General features: G+C 65.0%; 17 protein-coding genes. All 17 read right to left on the bottom strand.

The genetic code is table 11. From position 1 onward, the window contains the following. Positions 1–15 precede the first annotated feature (15 nt). Positions 16–1,245, bottom strand: a complete 1,230-nt coding sequence (locus tag ACR9YP_RS13125; protein ID WP_249757918.1) for a flagellar hook protein FlgE — start codon at positions 1,243–1,245, stop codon at positions 16–18. 90 nt (positions 1,246–1,335) lie between these two features. Next, positions 1,336–1,917: a transglycosylase SLT domain-containing protein gene (locus ACR9YP_RS13120; protein ID WP_474220109.1), complete on the bottom strand. Its 582-nt coding sequence runs from the start codon at positions 1,915–1,917 to the stop codon at positions 1,336–1,338. Continuing rightward, positions 1,868–3,184 carry a flagellar hook-length control protein FliK gene (gene fliK / locus ACR9YP_RS13115; RefSeq protein WP_474220108.1) on the bottom strand — a complete coding sequence of 439 codons (1,317 nt, stop codon included), beginning with the start codon at positions 3,182–3,184 and terminating at the stop codon, positions 1,868–1,870. Before fliK ends, ACR9YP_RS13120 begins: the two co-directional genes overlap by 50 nt. Further along, a complete protein-coding gene (locus tag ACR9YP_RS13110; protein WP_474220107.1) occupies positions 3,181–4,371 on the bottom strand; it encodes a chemotaxis protein in 1,191 nt (396 codons plus the stop codon). Before ACR9YP_RS13110 ends, fliK begins: the two co-directional genes overlap by 4 nt. After that, on the bottom strand, positions 4,368–5,678 hold the full coding sequence (locus tag ACR9YP_RS13105) for a MotB family protein (protein ID WP_474220106.1): 1,311 nt from the start codon (positions 5,676–5,678) through the stop codon (positions 4,368–4,370). Before ACR9YP_RS13105 ends, ACR9YP_RS13110 begins: the two co-directional genes overlap by 4 nt. A 6-nt stretch (positions 5,679–5,684) precedes the next feature. After that, on the bottom strand, positions 5,685–6,383 hold the full coding sequence (locus ACR9YP_RS13100) for a hypothetical protein (protein ID WP_370988442.1): 699 nt from the start codon (positions 6,381–6,383) through the stop codon (positions 5,685–5,687). Continuing rightward, positions 6,380–8,005: a flagellar basal-body MS-ring/collar protein FliF gene (fliF, locus tag ACR9YP_RS13095; RefSeq protein WP_249757923.1), complete on the bottom strand. Its 1,626-nt coding sequence runs from the start codon at positions 8,003–8,005 to the stop codon at positions 6,380–6,382. The genes ACR9YP_RS13100 and fliF overlap by 4 nt, the downstream gene beginning before the upstream one ends. Before the next feature lie 295 nt (positions 8,006–8,300). Then, complete coding sequence (locus ACR9YP_RS13090) at positions 8,301–9,212, bottom strand: flagellin N-terminal helical domain-containing protein (RefSeq protein WP_438104805.1); 912 nt, start codon at positions 9,210–9,212, stop codon at positions 8,301–8,303. A gap of 271 nt (positions 9,213–9,483) precedes the next feature. After that, on the bottom strand, positions 9,484–10,389 hold the full coding sequence (locus ACR9YP_RS13085) for a flagellin N-terminal helical domain-containing protein (protein ID WP_130215213.1): 906 nt from the start codon (positions 10,387–10,389) through the stop codon (positions 9,484–9,486). 241 nt (positions 10,390–10,630) lie between these two features. Then, a complete protein-coding gene (fliP, locus tag ACR9YP_RS13080; protein WP_128937942.1) occupies positions 10,631–11,371 on the bottom strand; it encodes a flagellar type III secretion system pore protein FliP in 741 nt (246 codons plus the stop codon). Continuing rightward, complete coding sequence (locus ACR9YP_RS13075; protein ID WP_164934357.1) at positions 11,368–11,811, bottom strand: flagellar basal body-associated FliL family protein; 444 nt, start codon at positions 11,809–11,811, stop codon at positions 11,368–11,370. The genes fliP and ACR9YP_RS13075 overlap by 4 nt, the downstream gene beginning before the upstream one ends. Positions 11,812–11,853: 42 nt before the next feature. Further along, positions 11,854–12,561 (bottom strand): flagellar basal body L-ring protein FlgH, encoded by a 708-nt coding sequence (flgH, locus tag ACR9YP_RS13070; protein ID WP_438104809.1) that lies wholly within the window; start codon positions 12,559–12,561, stop codon positions 11,854–11,856. Further along, positions 12,562–13,317 carry a MotE family protein gene (locus ACR9YP_RS13065; protein ID WP_474220103.1) on the bottom strand — a complete coding sequence of 252 codons (756 nt, stop codon included), beginning with the start codon at positions 13,315–13,317 and terminating at the stop codon, positions 12,562–12,564. Between the two features lie 67 nt (positions 13,318–13,384). After that, positions 13,385–14,515 (bottom strand): flagellar basal body P-ring protein FlgI, encoded by a 1,131-nt coding sequence (flgI, locus tag ACR9YP_RS13060; RefSeq protein WP_091879897.1) that lies wholly within the window; start codon positions 14,513–14,515, stop codon positions 13,385–13,387. Then, on the bottom strand, positions 14,512–14,988 hold the full coding sequence (flgA, locus tag ACR9YP_RS13055; RefSeq protein WP_164939203.1) for a flagellar basal body P-ring formation chaperone FlgA: 477 nt from the start codon (positions 14,986–14,988) through the stop codon (positions 14,512–14,514). Before flgA ends, flgI begins: the two co-directional genes overlap by 4 nt. Before the next feature lie 13 nt (positions 14,989–15,001). Continuing rightward, positions 15,002–15,790, bottom strand: coding sequence for a flagellar basal-body rod protein FlgG (gene flgG / locus ACR9YP_RS13050; protein WP_128936243.1), 789 nt, complete (start codon positions 15,788–15,790; stop codon positions 15,002–15,004). A gap of 18 nt (positions 15,791–15,808) precedes the next feature. Further along, positions 15,809–16,138, bottom strand: coding sequence for a flagellar hook-basal body complex protein FliE (fliE, locus tag ACR9YP_RS13045; protein ID WP_370988438.1), 330 nt, complete (start codon positions 16,136–16,138; stop codon positions 15,809–15,811). Position 16,139: the final 1 nt, after the last annotated feature.

Below are 16,139 nucleotides of genomic sequence, written 5' to 3'. Positions count from 1 at the left end.
TGAGCGGTCGAGGATTCAGCGCTTCAGGTTGACGACGACGTCGAGCAGGTCGGCGCCGGTCTGGAACGATTTCGAGTTCGCGGTGAAGCCGCGCTGCGCCTCGATCATCCCGGTGAGCTCGTCCGCGAGATCGACGTTGGAGTCTTCGAGCGAGCCGGACTGGACGGTGCCGAGCCCAGCTCTGCCGGCATTCGTGACCTCCGCGTTCCCGGAGTTCATATTGGTGGAGTAAACATTGCCCGGTTCCGGCGTGAGATTGTCGGGGCTCGCCACGTCCGCAATTGCGATCGTGAACAGCGACAGCTGCTGGCCGTTCTTGAGGATGGCTGTCACGTACCCATTCTCGTCGACGTCGACCTTGTCGATGGCCGACGGAACGCTGCCGTTGACGGTCGCCTTGAAGCTGAAATCCGTGCCGGCTTGCGTCAAATTCGACACATCGAGGGTCACGGTCGCGCCGCCGAGGACCGGTATCGCGAGAGTTGTCGGACTTGCGGCGGCCAGCGCGCCTTTCCCGGCCGTTGTCGTATCGAAGGTATAGGTGGTGGCGGCGCCGAGCGCCGTACCGGTCGCAGAATCATAGGCCTGCATCTGCCAGGTGTCCGAGCCGGCGGCCGTTGCGGTGTGGGACATATAGAGGTCGATCGTGACGGCTCGGCCGATATTGTCGTAAGCGACGATCGAGCTCTTCGATGAATATGAGGCCGGACCGGGAGGACCAGCAATGACAGCCGCTTTTGGATCCAGATTGCCGGTCGTCAGCGTCCCCGCCGTTGACGCCACGGGTTGCTGCGACACCTGCGCGATGTTCACGATCTGCAACCCGCCGAGGGTATTTTGCGAGATGTCCACCTTGCCCGGCTTGCCCAAGAGGTAATAACCGGCCGCATTCACCAGATTACCCTGGGAGTCCGGCACGAACGATCCAGCGCGCGTCATGAACTGCTGCGTGTTGTTGGCGTTCGACACCACGAAGAAGCCGTTGCCTTGGATGGAGAGGTCAGTGGTCGACGTGGTGAACTGTGTATGTCCCGCGTCACTGATGGCGTAGCGGACCGTGGTCTCGACGGCGCCGGAGTCGTAATTGCCCGAGCCGCTCTTCAGGATCAGCGAGGAGAATTCGGTCGAAGCCCGCTTGTAACCGGTGGTGTTGACGTTCGCGATGTTGTCCGAGACCGTCGACAGCTTGTTGGATTGCGCGCTCATCCCGGAAACGCCGGTGCGCATAACGCCGTAGAGGCTCATGGATTGGGCTCCTGTGGTAGGTTGAAGTTACAATGAGGGTTCTTGCTTGCGCGGGGCTGATGGTGGGGAACCGTGCACAACTTGATGTCGTCAGGTCGTCTTCGGCTGACAGAACGAGCGCGCCTTGTCGGTCCACGCGCCAAAGCCGCTGGAGACGAGATGGGCAACGATGTGACAGACGTAGCGCTTCTGCGCCGGCTGATTGTTGGGCCCTGCATTGTAGCGGGCGACCGCCATGGTCCAGCTGCCCTCGCGCTGCTTCAACTCTTTCAGGAAGAGCGCGGCATATTCGACGTTCTTGGCCGGATCGAACATCGCGCGCACCGAGGCGAACTTGTCGCCGTGATAATAGTGATTGATCTGCATGCAGCCGAGGTCGATCAGCTTGATGCCCTTGCTTCGCATGGTTTCGAAATTCGCGATCGCATCGTTCATGTCCTTGGCGAACACGGTCTGACCGTCGGCGCCGAGCGCATAGGGATGGAGCGCGCCGCGCCGCCCGGTCTCGGTGAGGCCGACCGCATAGAGAATGCCGAGCGGAATCCCGTGCTGCCTGGCCGCACGCGCCATCTCGCGCTCGCAGGGGCGCGCGCTGTCGACCGCCGCCTCCGCAGCGCCGGCATTACAAATAAACAGGGCCGCGACGAATCTGCGGCGCCACGTCCTGGTCATGACGCGTCTCCTGATTGGGCTGGCGCTCCTGCCGGGCCTGCTTCGCGTCGCCGTCGGACTGCCCCGACGACGCGCTGGCGCCACCGAACGAGCCTTGCGACGGCGGCTGCTGCTGGCTCGAAAGCTGCGACTGCGACTGGCCGGAGCCGCTCTGGAATCCATCCAGCGAGCCGTGCTGGACCGGCGCGACGTCAGCGACATAACCGGCCGACTGCATGAGATCGCGGATCGAGTCGCGCTGCTGGTCCAGCATCTGGCTGGTGTCCTTGCGTTCGGCCGCGAGGTGGACCGACACTTCGGCGCCGACGAGACGCAGGCGCACGGTGACGTTGCCGAGCGCCGGCGGCTCCAGATTGATGGTCAGGATCTTGAGCGGCTGATCCGGCGCGTTGGTCTGGGACGCTGCGGGATCGGCGGTCGCAGAGGTCGTCGCGGATTCCTTCAGCTCGGCGACGACGGCGTTGGCGACCTGTTGCGGCGCGTTGAACTGCGCCGGCGGCAGATGGGTCTCCTGCTGCACCATGGTGACCTTGGTCGTCTCGGGCAATGCATCCCGCGCCGAGGCTTTGACGGCGCGTTCCACATTGGCCGTGACGGCCTCGAAGCCAGGTGCCGCCGGCATTGCCTTTGGCGATGTCTCGCTGCCTTGCTGTGCGGCCGGGGGCGCTACGTCCTGAGAACGCGTGCCAGCCGAAGCGAGAGCGGACGGCGCGGACTCGGTTGTAGCGATCTTCGCCGTGCCGGCGGCCTGAACCTCACGCTTCGTGGACATGCGCTCGTCGCGTGCGGTCGCGTCTTGCTTGTCAACCGCCGCCGGCTGCGGCTTCGCGGCCGGCACGGCGGCGAGCTCCTGTCCGACGATCGCGGGGATGCCCGGCCCATTCGAAACGTCCGGCTTTGCGGTCGGGTCGACCAGATCTTCCGTCTCCGACGATTCGCCCGTCTTCCGGTCGCCGGCCTTGTGACTGGACTTGGGCTCGTCAGCCGCTGAGATGCGGTCGGACGTCGCCTCGTCATTCGCCGTGTCTTTTCCGATTGGGTGCGTCAGACGCGAGCGCAGTGCTCCGGCCTTCGCGCTCGTGTCGCTGCCCTGATCGTCGAGCGCGCGCTTGGCGAGCTTGGAGACGGTGTGGAGCAGATCGTTGAACGACGAGTTTGCCGACGATTTCGCCCCTGCGCTCTTGCCGGCGCGCGACGTGCTGCGCATGTTGAGGCTTTCGGCGAGGCCCGAGAATGGCTGTCCGGAGGTTCCGCTGAGCTTGGTCATGGACGGCGATCCCTGGTGAGGAGTTCAAGTTCGCCGAGCTGCTTCCGCGCACGCGCGATGGTCGCGGTCGATGACGCGAGGTCGAGGCGCGCCGGCGTTGCTGGAGGCTTGTCGCCTGCGGCCGCGGATCCGCCGGCGAACGGCTTGCGGACGTCGAGCACGAGCTGCACCGTCGCATTCAGAAGGGGAACGTCGCGCTCGGGCAGCTTCGAGCGGTCGAGTGCCTTCAGCTCGGCGAGACCGCCATCATACTCGTCGGTGAGCGTCCGCGAGGCGCCACGGAAGAAATGCGCACGCTCGCGATCCGCTGACGCATCGGCGCTGAGCGTCAGCGCACGCTCGCCGGCGAGCCGGGTCACGGCCAGCTGTCCGCGCACCATCGCCGCGCGCGCGATCACGAGATAGAGCTTGAGGCGGCTCGCGCGATCGATCTGCTCCAGCAGGGTTGTGATCCGCGCAAAGCGGCGCTCGTCGAGCGCGAGGCTTGATTGCGTCAGGCCCGTGGAGAAGCGCTGCCAGAAATCGCCGGCATAGATCGAGTTGCGGTAATGGCGGATATAGGCCAGCGTCAGGAACTCGAACTTGTCGAATTCCTCGGCCTGCCCAACCAGCAGGATCTCGCGCCGCAGCGCCGCCTCCTCTACGAGCGTACCGGGCAGGAGCAGGCGCGCGTCGTCGAGGCGCTCGATCGCGAGCGAGGCCTCGGCACGTGCGAACAGCGCGCCCTGAACCAGCGCGACCTGCCCGCCCAGACCCGACGGAAGCGTGCGCGGCTTGACGTCCTTGAGCAGCTCGCGCGCTTCGTCCTGGCGGCCCTCGACATAGGCCAGCGCACCATCGAACAGTCGCTCGTCGACGTTCAGCTTGTCGCGCGGCAGCTTGCGGACCACCTGCGGCGCGCCGCCGCTAAGCAGATAGATGACGACGGCCTGGCCGTTCCGCGCATTGCTCCACACGCCCGCGTCGGCGGCGAGAAATTTCTCGCCGACCTGCCGGATCAACGCGATGTGGCTGCCATGCGCCGCGGTGTCACCATTGGCGATGCCATCCTGCACAGCCTGCAATGCGCGCACGAGTTCATACGGCTCCGCCGCTGTCGATACCGGGGCTGGCGCAGGCTCGGCCAATGCGCCTGCCATCGTGAACGGCAGCAGCAGCAAGACGGTGCGGAGGAGCGGCCGGATCAAGGGCGCTTCTCCCGGATCAGGATCTCGATCCGGCGATTCTGCGCGGCCGCCGGATCGTTCGGCAGTTTCGGCCGCCGGTCGGCGTAACCTTCGACATGCTCGATCCGCTGCGCATCGACGCCGGAGCGGACCAGCATGTAATAGGCCATCTGCGCACGGGCGGTCGACAGCCGCCAATTGTCGTAAGTCTCCGACTTGTACGGCCGATTGTCGGTGTGACCGCGGACGATGATCATGCCAGGCCGCTTCGTCAGCAGCGGGCCGATCTTGTCGATGACGCGAACGAGCTCGGGCCGCGGCTCCGCCGAGCCGACCGCGAACATGCCGAAGCTCGCATCGTCGGTCAGGCTGATCAGAAGGCCTTCCTCGACCTGACGAACCTCGGCCGCCGGTCCCGCGCCGGCCTTGACGTCCGACAGCGCGTCCGCGATCGCAGGCTGAAGCTGCTTGACGGTTGGCTGCTGCGTTTGCGCCGCATCGCGCGGCTCGTTGTCCTTCGTCGTATCATTGGGCCGCGCCTGCGCGGCGGCATTGGCCTGAGCGGTCGCTTGGGCGCTGCCCTCGCGGGAGGATTGCGACGGCGCAGGCCCGGGCGGCAACAGGGGCGAGAGGCTTGCGGACGGGCTATCCGCGTTCGGCGCCACGCTTCCGCCCGCATCATCCACCTTGGCGCGGCGCGCCTGCGGTTCGCTCTGACCCGTGCCGGACGCATCGCGCGCGGAGGCATTCGGCTTCGGCTCGCTCTCGATGATGCGATCCGCGTCCTTCGACACCTGCGGCGCCAGCTTCCAATAGCCGGGATCGAAGGGATCGCGGTAAGCGTCGCCGCCCTTGAGGCCGTCCTCTTCGGCCGATGTCAGGGCGCCGGCGCGCCGCTGGCCCGAAGCCTGGTTCGCACTGTTGGCGATCTCGGCAAGCGTCGCATAGGGATCGCGGAACAGGACCTTCTCTTCGTAGAAGGGCGGCTTCTCCGCCGTCGGCGAGTCGCCGCGACGTTCTTCGTTCGGCCCCGCCGGCTTACGCCTGCCGTCCTGGCCTTCGAATGACGACGGCTCCTTCCTGGAGAGGTCCTTCAGACCCTTCGGAGCAGGTGCATTCTCCGCGAGCTTGATCGGATTGAAATAGCTCGCGACCACCTGCTTCTGGTCCTGGTTGAGTGCATTGAGCAGCCACATGACCAGGAAGAACGCCATCATCGCGGTCATGAAGTCCGCATAGGCGATCTTCCAGACGCCACCGTGCGGCTTCTCGTCGTCGAAGGCGCTGCGCCGGCGGATGATCACGAGCTCTGGTTTGACCTCATTCATGGCGGACTACCGGCGCGCCTCCTTGAGGCGTTCGCTCCAGGCCGAAATCTGGGTCTCGATCACGGTCTGGTCGGCGACGACGCGGACCTCGAAGGTGTCGGCGGCCTCATAAGCGATGCCGGTCCGCCGGGCCTTCTCGAGCTGCGCCTTCACCAGGTCCAGCAACTCGCTCGGGCCGGTGACCTTGAACACCGGCACCGGCGAATTGCCGGTCAACGCCGCGATCTGCTCGACCAGCGACTCGATCGCCTTGTCGCGGACCGCCTCCGTGAGGAACGGCAGCAATATCCGCGCAACCGAGCTCGCGATATTGGTCTCGATCTCGCGGCAAGCCGTCTCGAAGCCGTTGACGATGGTGGCCGCCTGCTGGTCGGACCACTTGGCCCGCTCCTCGCCGAGCCGGATCGCGCTGCGGACGCGTTCCTCCGCAAGCCTGGCCTCGCCTTCCGCGACGCCGGCCGCATGGCCGCGACGATAGGCATCGTCGAGAAGGTTGACCGGCGGAGCTTCCGCTGCCGGGGACGGCGGCTGAAGCTGCTGCTGCGAATGGGGCTGTGGTTGCGGCTGAGGCTGAGGTTGCGGCTCGCGCCGAACCTCCCTCGGCCTTGTCAGCACGTCCTGGATCTTCGGCGGCGGAGGCGGCGGCGATTTGGCCCGGCCGTTCGCATCGAACTGCGTCAGGAGCTTTCCGATTGCTGCGTTCATGCCGCCTCCTCGCGTCGCATCCAGTCTTTAAGGATCGCGGCCGCCTGCATCTGATCGAGCCGGACGATCTGCTCCAGCCGCTTTTGCGGCGTTCGCTGCATCTTGCCTTCGAGATCTTCGACGAGGTTGAGCTCGGCCTCCTCGCTGTCAGGCAACGCCAGGGCCGCGGCCTCGAGGGCGGCAGCCTCCGCTGCCTCGGTCTGCTCCTGTTCGGCGCGATGGGTGAGAATACCGTTGACCGCCGGCCGAAGCCCGAACCAGACCAGCATCGAGGCAACGGCGAGGATGGTCACCGCGTTGATGACGCTGCCAAGCTGCTTGTTGATCATCTCGACGAAACTGATCGGCGGCACCGGCGCCAGCTCGCGCGAGCCCTCAATGAAGTCGACGGCCGTCACCTGGATCTGGTCGCCGCGCTGCTTGTCCAGTCCGCCGGCGGTGGCCGCGAGCTGGCTGATCTCGGCGAGCTTGCTGTCGATGATGGCCTGGTTGCTCTTGTCGCCGAGATCGGCGACAAGGCGCGCGCGGTTGACCAGGACCGCGATGAAGAGCTTCTTGACCGAATAGCCGTCGCTCACCGTCGTCGTGGTCTTGGACGACACCTCGAAATTGGTGACGTCCTCGCGGCGGGTCTTGTCCTCGCTGGAGTTCTTGCTGCCGCCGGCGTTCACCTGCTGATCGGGGAGGTTCTGCTGCACCGTGGTCGGCGTCGACCGGTCCGCGTTCTGCGAAGACTCCTTCTCGCGCACGTTCCGCACCGAACGCTCGGCGCGGCTCTCGGGATCGTAGACGGTTTCATTGATCTGCCGCTTATCGGTGGAGAGCTGCGGTGCGACGCTCACCTCGAAATTGTCGAGACCCAGATAAGGCGTCAGCGCCTTGCGGATGTTCTCCTGCACCATGCCGCCAACGGTCTTCTGGAGGCTTGCCATCTTGGTCGGCGCGGCGCTGGCCTCATCCTCTTCGGCGAGCAGCATGGAGCCGTCGGCGTCCAGCACCGTCACCTTGTCGCGGCTCATGCCGGGAATGGCGGCGGCGACGAGATGACGGATCGATTGCGCCGTGCGCGCCTCGATCGCGCCGTCGGTGCGCAGCACGACCGATGCCGAGGGCGGCTGCTGCGTCGCGCGGAACGAGCCGCGTACGGGCATGACGATATGCACGCGCGCGGCCTTCACGCCCTTCATCAGCTGCACCGTGCGCGCAATCTCGCCTTCCAGCGCCCGCAGCTTGGTGACCTCCTGCATGAACGAGGTCAGGCCGAGCGAGCCGATCTTGTCGAACAGCTCGTAGCCGGAATTGGCGCTGGTCGGCAGGCCCTTCTCGGCAAGCAGCATCCGCGCCTGCATGGTCTGGCTCGGGCGCACCGAGACGGCGTCTCCGGCCGTATTGACGTCGAAGGCGATGTTCTGCTCGCGCAGCGCGGCGCCCATGCGCGTCACGTCTTCGCGGGTGAGGCCAGTATAGAGCGTCTCGAATTCAGGCCGGCTCAGATAGTAGGCACCGCCGACGACGGTGACGAGAACGGCAAAGCCGATCAGCCCCAAGGCCATCAGGCGTCGTGGCCCAAGCTCCAGCAGATTGTTGAGCAGTTGCTGTACCTGCGCACGACTGAGCAGCATATGACCTCGTAGCAATGCGAACGTATGAGACACTCCGCTGCCAACCTTGTCTGAAGGTTGCGCGCGGACGCGAATGTGCCGGTTCGCTGGCGAGGCGTTGCAATCTTACAAATTCGGTAGCGCAATCGACATCGGCAACGGACGGCCGGACGCATTGCCGCCCGAGCAGCCGCGACATGTCGCATGAAATCTGACGTCGGAAGGTCGATTTCGGGCACGTCTTGTGCCGTCACGTCCGCCGATCTCGGCGGGGACCGTGCTCCGCGGGGAGCACGGTCGTTTTCGAAAACGCCGCTTAGCTGCGGAACAGCGACAGGATGCTCTGGCTGTTCTGGTTGGCGATCGAGAGCGCCTGAACGCCGAGCTGCTGCTGGGTCTGGAGCGCCTGAAGGCGGGTCGATTCCGCGTTCATGTCGGCGTCGACGAGCTGGCCGATACCGCGATCAACCGAGTCCATCAGCGACTTCACGAACTCCGTGTTGTTCGAGATGCGGTTCTTGATGGCGCCGAGGTTCGCGGCGGACTGGCTGACGGTGTTGATCGCGGCGGTGACCTGCGCGATGTAGCCGTCGAGCGTGGTCTGGTCGGTCGCCGAGTCGGTCAGCGCAGCGATGCTGATCGTGTCGACCGATGCAGTGCCGCTCACCGTGTCCAGGATGCCGGCCGTGGCCGAGGTGTAGAGCGAGTAGTTGGCAACCGTCACCGTGATGGTGTTGATCGTGGGCGTGCCGCCGACCCGCGAGAACGACGACACCAGGTTCACCGTCGCCGGGGTGGTAGCGGTGGTGCTCAGCCAGTTCACGCCGTTGAACGTCGCCGCGTTGGCGACGTTCTTCATGTCCTGCTGGATCTGGGTGATTTCGGCCTGGATCTTGGTGCGGTCGATGCCGGCGGTCTTGGCTTCGACCAGCAGCGCCTGGAGCTTGGTGAGACCGGAGTTGCTGTCGCCGATGACCTTGTTCAGAGCGGTGTATTCGGTGTCGACGGTCGCAGCCGACAGACCGAGCGAGTCCGACACGGCGGAGAGCGCGGCGTTGTCGGCGCGCATCGAGGTCGCGATCGACCAATAGGCCGAGTTGTCCGAAGCGGTCGCGACGCGCTGGCCGGTCGAGATCCGGTTTTCGGTCGTCTGCAGGCTGGCGCTGACATTCCGGAGGGTCTGGAGCGCAGTCATTGCAGCGGAGTTGGTAAGCAGGCTGGAAGCCATCTTTGATGTCCCTTTGAAAGCAGATTGGATTTTGGGGACATACCGGGCTTGCACCGGTACGACAGGGCGGCATCATGCCTTTGGGATGCGGAAATGCGCGTGAACCCAACCCGTCGTAGCGGCGAGACTAGCCAGCGAAGCTTGTGCGAGGCTTGTGGCCCTGTGATCGGACCGCAACAGGTAAACCGGCATCATGGCGCGCGCGACATCGCACCAAACGAAAGGGCCGCGCTTCACGAGAAGCGCGGCCCTCCCCGGACTGTCTTGACGCTTAGCGGAACAGCGACAGGATGCTCTGGCTGTTGTTGTTGGCGATCGAGAGCGCCTGAACGCCGAGCTGCTGCTGGACCTGGAGGGCCGCCAGGCGGGTGGACTCCTGGTTCATGTCGGCGTCGACGAGCTGGCCGATACCGCGATCAACCGAGTCCATCAGCGACTTCACGAACTCCGAGTTGTTCGAGATGCGGTTCTTGATGGCGCCGAGGTTGGCGGCACCCGAGGAGACCGTGCCGATCGCCGCGGTGACCTGCGCGATGTAGCCATCGAGCGTGGTCTGGTCAGCCGCCGAGTCGGTCAGTGCACCGATGTTGATGGTGTCGACCGACGCAGTACCGCTCACCGTGTCCAAGATGCCGCTCGTGGTCGAGGTGTAGAGCGAGTAGTTGGCGACCGTGACGGTGATCGAGCCGGTGGTCGGCGTGGAGGCGACGCGCGAGAACGACGACACGAGATTGACGGTCGCCGGCGTGGTGGCCGTGGTGCTCAGCCAGTTGACGCCGTTGAACGTGGCCGCGCTGGCCACGTTCTTCATGTCCTGCTGGATCTGGGTGATTTCCGACTGAATCTTGCTGCGATCGATACCGGCGGTCTTGGCTTCGACCAGCAGCGACTGGAGCTTGGTCAGGCCCGAGTTGCTGTCACCGAGAACCTTGTTCAGAGCGGTATATTCGGTGTCGACCGTCGCGGCCGACAGACCGAGCGAGTCGGAGACGGCGGAGAGCGCGGCGTTGTCGGCGCGCATCGAGGTCGCGATCGACCAGTAGGCGGCGTTGTCGGAGGCGGTTGCCACGCGCTGGCCGGTGGAGATCCGGGTCTGCGTGGTGGAGAGTTGCGAGCTGACAGACCGCAGGGTCTGGAGCGCGGTCATGGCGGACGAGTTCGTGAGCAGGCTTGACATTGCGAATGTCCCTTTATGTACGCGTTACATTTTCACTTTGGGACATACCGGGTTTTCACCGGTACGGAGGGGCGGCATCATGCCTTTGGACTGATGTGGGTGGGGTCCAACCCGCCGTGACGCCTTGCTAGCACACCGAATCTTGCCGCCGGATTAAAATCGCCTTGAATATCATCGCTGTAGCGGCGGTATCGTAGTTACCATCCGCTAACCATGATGACGCGGTCCGAGCCGCGCTCTTTCAGGAGAACGACCGCACCAGTCCGGAGGCGAGCAGGTTCCAGCCGTCGATCAGCACGAAGAACAGCATCTTGAACGGCAGCGCGAGGATCGTCGGCGGCATCATCATCATGCCCATCGACATGGTCAGCGTCGCCACGATCATGTCGATGACGAGGAACGGCAGGATGATGAGGAATCCGATCTCGAACGAACGCCTGAGTTCGGAGATCATGAAGGCCGGAATGATGACGCGCATGTCGATGCGCTTGTCGTCGAACTTCTTGCGAAAGCTTTCCGCAGCGAGCGCCTCGAAGGTCTGGAGATCCTTGTCGCGAACGTGGGCCAGCATGAACTCGCGGAAGGGATCGGTGATCTTCAGGTAGGCCTCTTCCTCCGAGATCTCGTTCTTCATCAGCGGCTGGACGCCGGTCTCCCAGGCGCGGTCGAATGTCGGCGCCATCACGTAGAAGGTCATGAACAGCGCGAGGCTGATCAGCACCAGGTTGGCCGGCGTGGTCTGGAGGCCGAGACCGGCGCGCAGGAACGACAGCGCCACCGCAAATCGCGTGAAGCTCGTCACCATGATGAGCAATCCCGGCGCCACCGACAGCACCGTGATCAGCGCCATCAGCTGGATGATACGGCCGCTGGTCGAGCCGTTGCCGGGCGGCAGCAGCGAGTTGAGGTCCGGAATCTGGGCCAGCGCCACTTCGGGCAGCACGACCAGGATCAACGCGAGTAGCAGGACTCTTACTCTCACTGGATCACCAACGTCTCAATGATCAATTCGCGGACCTTGCCCGACGAGCGGATATTGGCGCGCTCGGTCAGGTCGTCGCGCAGGTGCTGGAGCCCGCGCGATCCCTCGAACTGGCCAACCGACGCCGACCGCAGATAGGTGATGATGTCCTCGCTGATGTGGGCGGCCAGGATGCCGGCATCCTCGTCGCTCATGCTCTCGGTCACCATGGAGGCCTCGACGCGGGCCCAGTTGTTGGCCGGTGCAGCGAGATTGGTCACGATCGGGGACAGTTTTCGAAGCCGCGCGCTGCCGGCGTAGCTCGAAGCAATCGGTGGCGGCGTGGCGCTCTTCTTCGCGTCGGCCACGCGCTCAGCGGCCGCAAACAGATGCAGGCCGGCAAGGGCGCCCGCACCGATCGCGACAAGGGTCAGCACGACAATGGCCGCAATCAGGCGCATCACGTCCCCTGCCCTCGCGACGCGGCTCGGCCGGTGCGGATCTCAGAATGGTGCCACGGCGTCATAGATCCGGTGTCCCCATCCAGGCTGCTGCACGTCAGACAGATTTCCACGGCCACCATAGGACACGCGCGCCTCGGCGATCTTGTCGTAGGAGATCGTGTTGGCCCGCGAGATGTCGCGCGGACGCACGATGCCGCCGACATTGAGCACGCGCATCTCGGTGTTGACGCGGAATTCCTGCGAGCCGCTGATCATCATATTGCCGTTCGGCAACACGTCGGTGACGATGGCCGCGATGGACAGCTTGATGTCCTCGGTGCGGTCGATCTGGCCATTGCCCTTGATCTGGGTGTTGGTGCTGAGATTGGCGTTGGCCTGGCCCTTGTCGCTCCATCCTGCGACGTCCATCAGCCAGTCGAGCCCGAACTTGACCTGCGAATCGCGCGAGCGGCCGGTCTTATTGTCGAGCTTGGCCTTGTCCTGCATCGAGATGATCACCGTCACGACGTCGCCGGTACGCCGGGCGCGGGGATCGCGGTAGAGATCGGTGCCGTCATCCCAGGTCGATCGATAGCTGACGGGCGTGCGCATGCGCGGCGTCACCGGGATCGGATCGGCCTGGGTCCTCAAGCCGCTGCCGACCGGCGACATTTGCGGGCCGGTCAGAACCTCGGCCGGATCATGGAAGCATCCGGCCAGGAACACGGACGCCAGTACGAGTTGGAGGATGAGGATCGGCTTCTTCATCTATTTGGTCTTTCCGTCATCCACACGGCGCATCCCGCCGAGCAGGTCGGCAAGGTGCGCCGCACGGGCCGTATCCATCTCGTTGAAGATTGCGCTCGAGCTCCTCGGGCTGAGCTTGGCGAGCACGGCGGCGGCGGTCTCGTCGGCCATGCCGGCAATCTGGGTCGCCGCAGCCTCCGGCTTCATGCGCGAATAGATCTCGACGACGCTGGCTTCGGCCTTCTTCAGGAAGTCATCTCGCAACGCCATCCACTTCTCGTATTCGGCACGCTTGGCCTCGACCTCGGCGATCCGTTCGCGGAGCAGGTTCTCTGCCTTCTCCAGCTCCTTGAGCTGCCAGGCCAGCCTTGCATCGACTGCGGGGTCGGCCACGTTGCTGCAGAACAGCGCGACGTCATTGTCGGCGGATACGGCGGCCTGTGGAGGTGTGGGCTTCGGCGGCGCCGTGACGCTGCCGGGTTTGGCTGCACGTACAGGTGCCGGCGCCGGCGTCTCGGAAGCCGGCACTGCGCCGGTGATGGCCGGGCCTGAATCCTCCGCCGCCCACGCCGTCGCACGGACGGAGGCGCTTCCGCCCGGAATCGGGGTGGCCGGCGTGCCCGGCTTCTGCGGTCCGGACGCGCGGGCACGCGCGAAGGAGAGCAGATTGAGCGGCTTCGTCGGCTTCGCCTCGTCCAGCGCCAGCACGGGCGAAGCGCCCGCAAGCGTCCACACCGCGACGAGGAGGAGTTTGGCTTTGTGATCCAGCTTCAGCATCGGGCCGCGTGCGATTCTCGGTCGAGACCAGAGCATTGAGCGACCAAGCTTGCACGACGCTTGTGCATCATTGCACGATGACATCGGCCTGGAGCGCGCCGGCCGTCTTGATCGCCTGGAGGATGGCGATGATGCCTGATGGTTTCAGGCCGATCTGATTCAGCCCGCGTACCAGGCGCTGGAGATCGACGCCGCTCAGGATCGCCACCTGCGCGCCGGCCTCGTTGGCCTCGACCACGGTCTGCGGAACGACCACCGTCTGACCTCGCGAGAACGGCGCCGGCTGCGAGACCACGGGAAGCTCGGTGACGCGCACCGTCAGATTGCCGTGCGTCACGGCAACGGTCGATATCCGTACGTCGCGCCCGATCACCACCGTGCCGGTGCGTTCGTTGATCACCACCCGCGCGGGCGTGTCCGGCTCGACCGTCAACTCGCCGATTTCGGCCAGGAATCGGACCGGGCCGATGTTGCGCGGCTTCGACAGCACGATCGTGCGATAGTCGCGCTCGAAGGCGATCTGCGCGCGATAGCGGCCGCCGGCGTAGCGGTTGATAGCATCGAGAATGCGCGTTGCGGTGACGAAGTCCGGGTTCTTGAGCTCCAGCACCAGGAATTCCATTTCATGGAGGCTTCCCTGCACTTCGCGCTCGACCAGCGCGCCGTTCGGAATGCGCCCCGCGGTCGGCGTGCCCTGACTGACGTTCTGCGCCTGGCCGCCGACGCTGTAGCCGGCGACCGTGATCGCGCCCTGCGCAACGGCATAGACCGCACCATCCGCCGCCCGCAGCGACGTCATCACCAGCGTGCCGCCAAGCAACGAGGTCGCATCGCCGAGCGACGACACGGTCACGTCCATCCGCTCGCCGGCACCGATCGAGGGCGGCAGGTCCGCGGTCACCATCACGGCGGCGACATTGCGCGTGCGCAGCGTCGTCGGACGCGTCGGATTGTTGGTGCTCGTGGTCTCGTTCCTGACATTGATGCCCATGTTCTCGAGCATCGATTGCAGGGACTGTTCCGTGAACGGAGCATTGCGGAGCGTGTCGCCGGTGCCGTTCAGGCCGATGACGAGGCCATAGCCGACGATCTGGTTCTCGCGCAGTCCCTTGATGTCCGCGATATCCTTGATGCGGACCGCGGCCTGAGCGCTGGCGGTAGCGAGGAGGAGGACGAGCGCAAGCAGGACTCTGGTCATGACCCATCCACGACCTTGACCGTGCCGTCCGGCTGGACGATGCCCCTGATGATCACGCCGGTGTCGGTGTTTCGCACCGGGATGAGCGCGCCGGCCGCGCCCGATTGCATCGCCGAGCCGTAGGTGACGATGGACAGGCCGCTGTCTTCCACCACGACCTTGACCATGGCGCCGCGGGCGACCGTCCAGGGATCTTCCACCGAATTGGTCGGGATCGGCTGGCCCGGCAGCAGCGTGCGCCGCGCCATGCGACCAATCAGGACCTGACGTCCTTCGATGAACATGGCGACTCCGAGCAGGCTCGGCGCGAAGGCGCGCTCGGTGATCATGTCGTCCCGGATCAGCTCGCCCGCGCGGATCGAGACGGCCGGCACGGGAAGCCGCTTCTCCTCGGCCGCCGCGAGGCGCGCCGAGGCGAGAACCAGCAGCACGGCGGCCAACCCGCGCATGATCAGGCCCACCCTGTTCAACATCGAGCCACCCGAACTAGCGCATGCCCTTCGAGACAGTCGAGGCCATTTCATCCGAGGCCTGGATGACCTTGGCGTTCATTTCGTAGGCACGCTGCGCCGAGATCAACTCGGTGATTTCCTTGACGGGATCGACGTTCGAGGCTTCGAGATATTTCTGGTTGATCTTGCCGTAGCCGGAATCGCCCGGCAGCCCGACGACCGGCGTACCGGACGCGGTCGTCTCGCGGTAGAGATTGCTGCCCAGCGGCTCGAGCCCCGCCTCGTTGGCGAAATTGGCCAGATTGAGCTGGCCGATCTGCCGTGGATTTATTTCCGTATCCAGCTTGGCGAACACCTGTCCGGTCTGGTTGACCGTGACCTCGACCGTTCCCTGCGGCACCGTGATCGCGGGGTCCAGCAGATAGCCGTCGATCGTGACGAGCTGGCCGTTGGCATTGGTATTGAACGAGCCGGCGCGGGTGTATTGCACCTCGTTGTTGGGGCCCAGCACCTGAAACCAGCCGCGGCCATTGATGGCGAGGTCGTAGGGATTGCCGGTCTGCGTCAGCGCGCCCTGGATGTGCAGCTTGCGGATCGCCGCCGACTTGACGCCGAGGCCGAGATTGGCACCCTCCGGAATCGGCGAGGAGCCGTTGACATTGGCGACACCCTGCATGCGGTCCATCTGATAGAACAGATCAGTGAATTCCGCGCGCGCCCGCTTGTACGACGTCGAGTTGATGTTGGCGATGTTGTTGGCGATGACCTCGATGTTGGTCTGCTGGGCGTTCATGCCAGTGGCCGCAATGGCGAGCGATTTCACGATCGTCACTCCTTCAGATCAAATCGACATCCGAACGACTTCTTGGTAGGCCTGCACGACCTTGTCGCGAACCGCGACCGCCGTCTGCAAGGCCTGTTCGGCCGACATCAGCGCCTCCACGACGCGCCGCGTCGATTCCTTGCCCTGCATCGCCGAGATCGACGCCGCTTCGCCCGCCTTCAGAGTTCCGATCGCGTCCGTCGTCACCTGCTTCATCACCGATTCGAAGCCGACATCGTCACCGGCCTGGATCGCGGTCGTCGCCGCCGGCGAGATGGCCTGCGTCTCGGTCGCGCGGCTCGCCGCCTGACCGGCGGAGATCGCCGTGGATGAAATTGCCTCAAGCATT

The sequence above is a fragment of the Bradyrhizobium sp. BR14999 genome (assembly GCF_056106085.1).
Note: the sequence above shows the minus strand (reverse complement) of the source record. Positions and strands in the feature narration are given on the sequence as shown.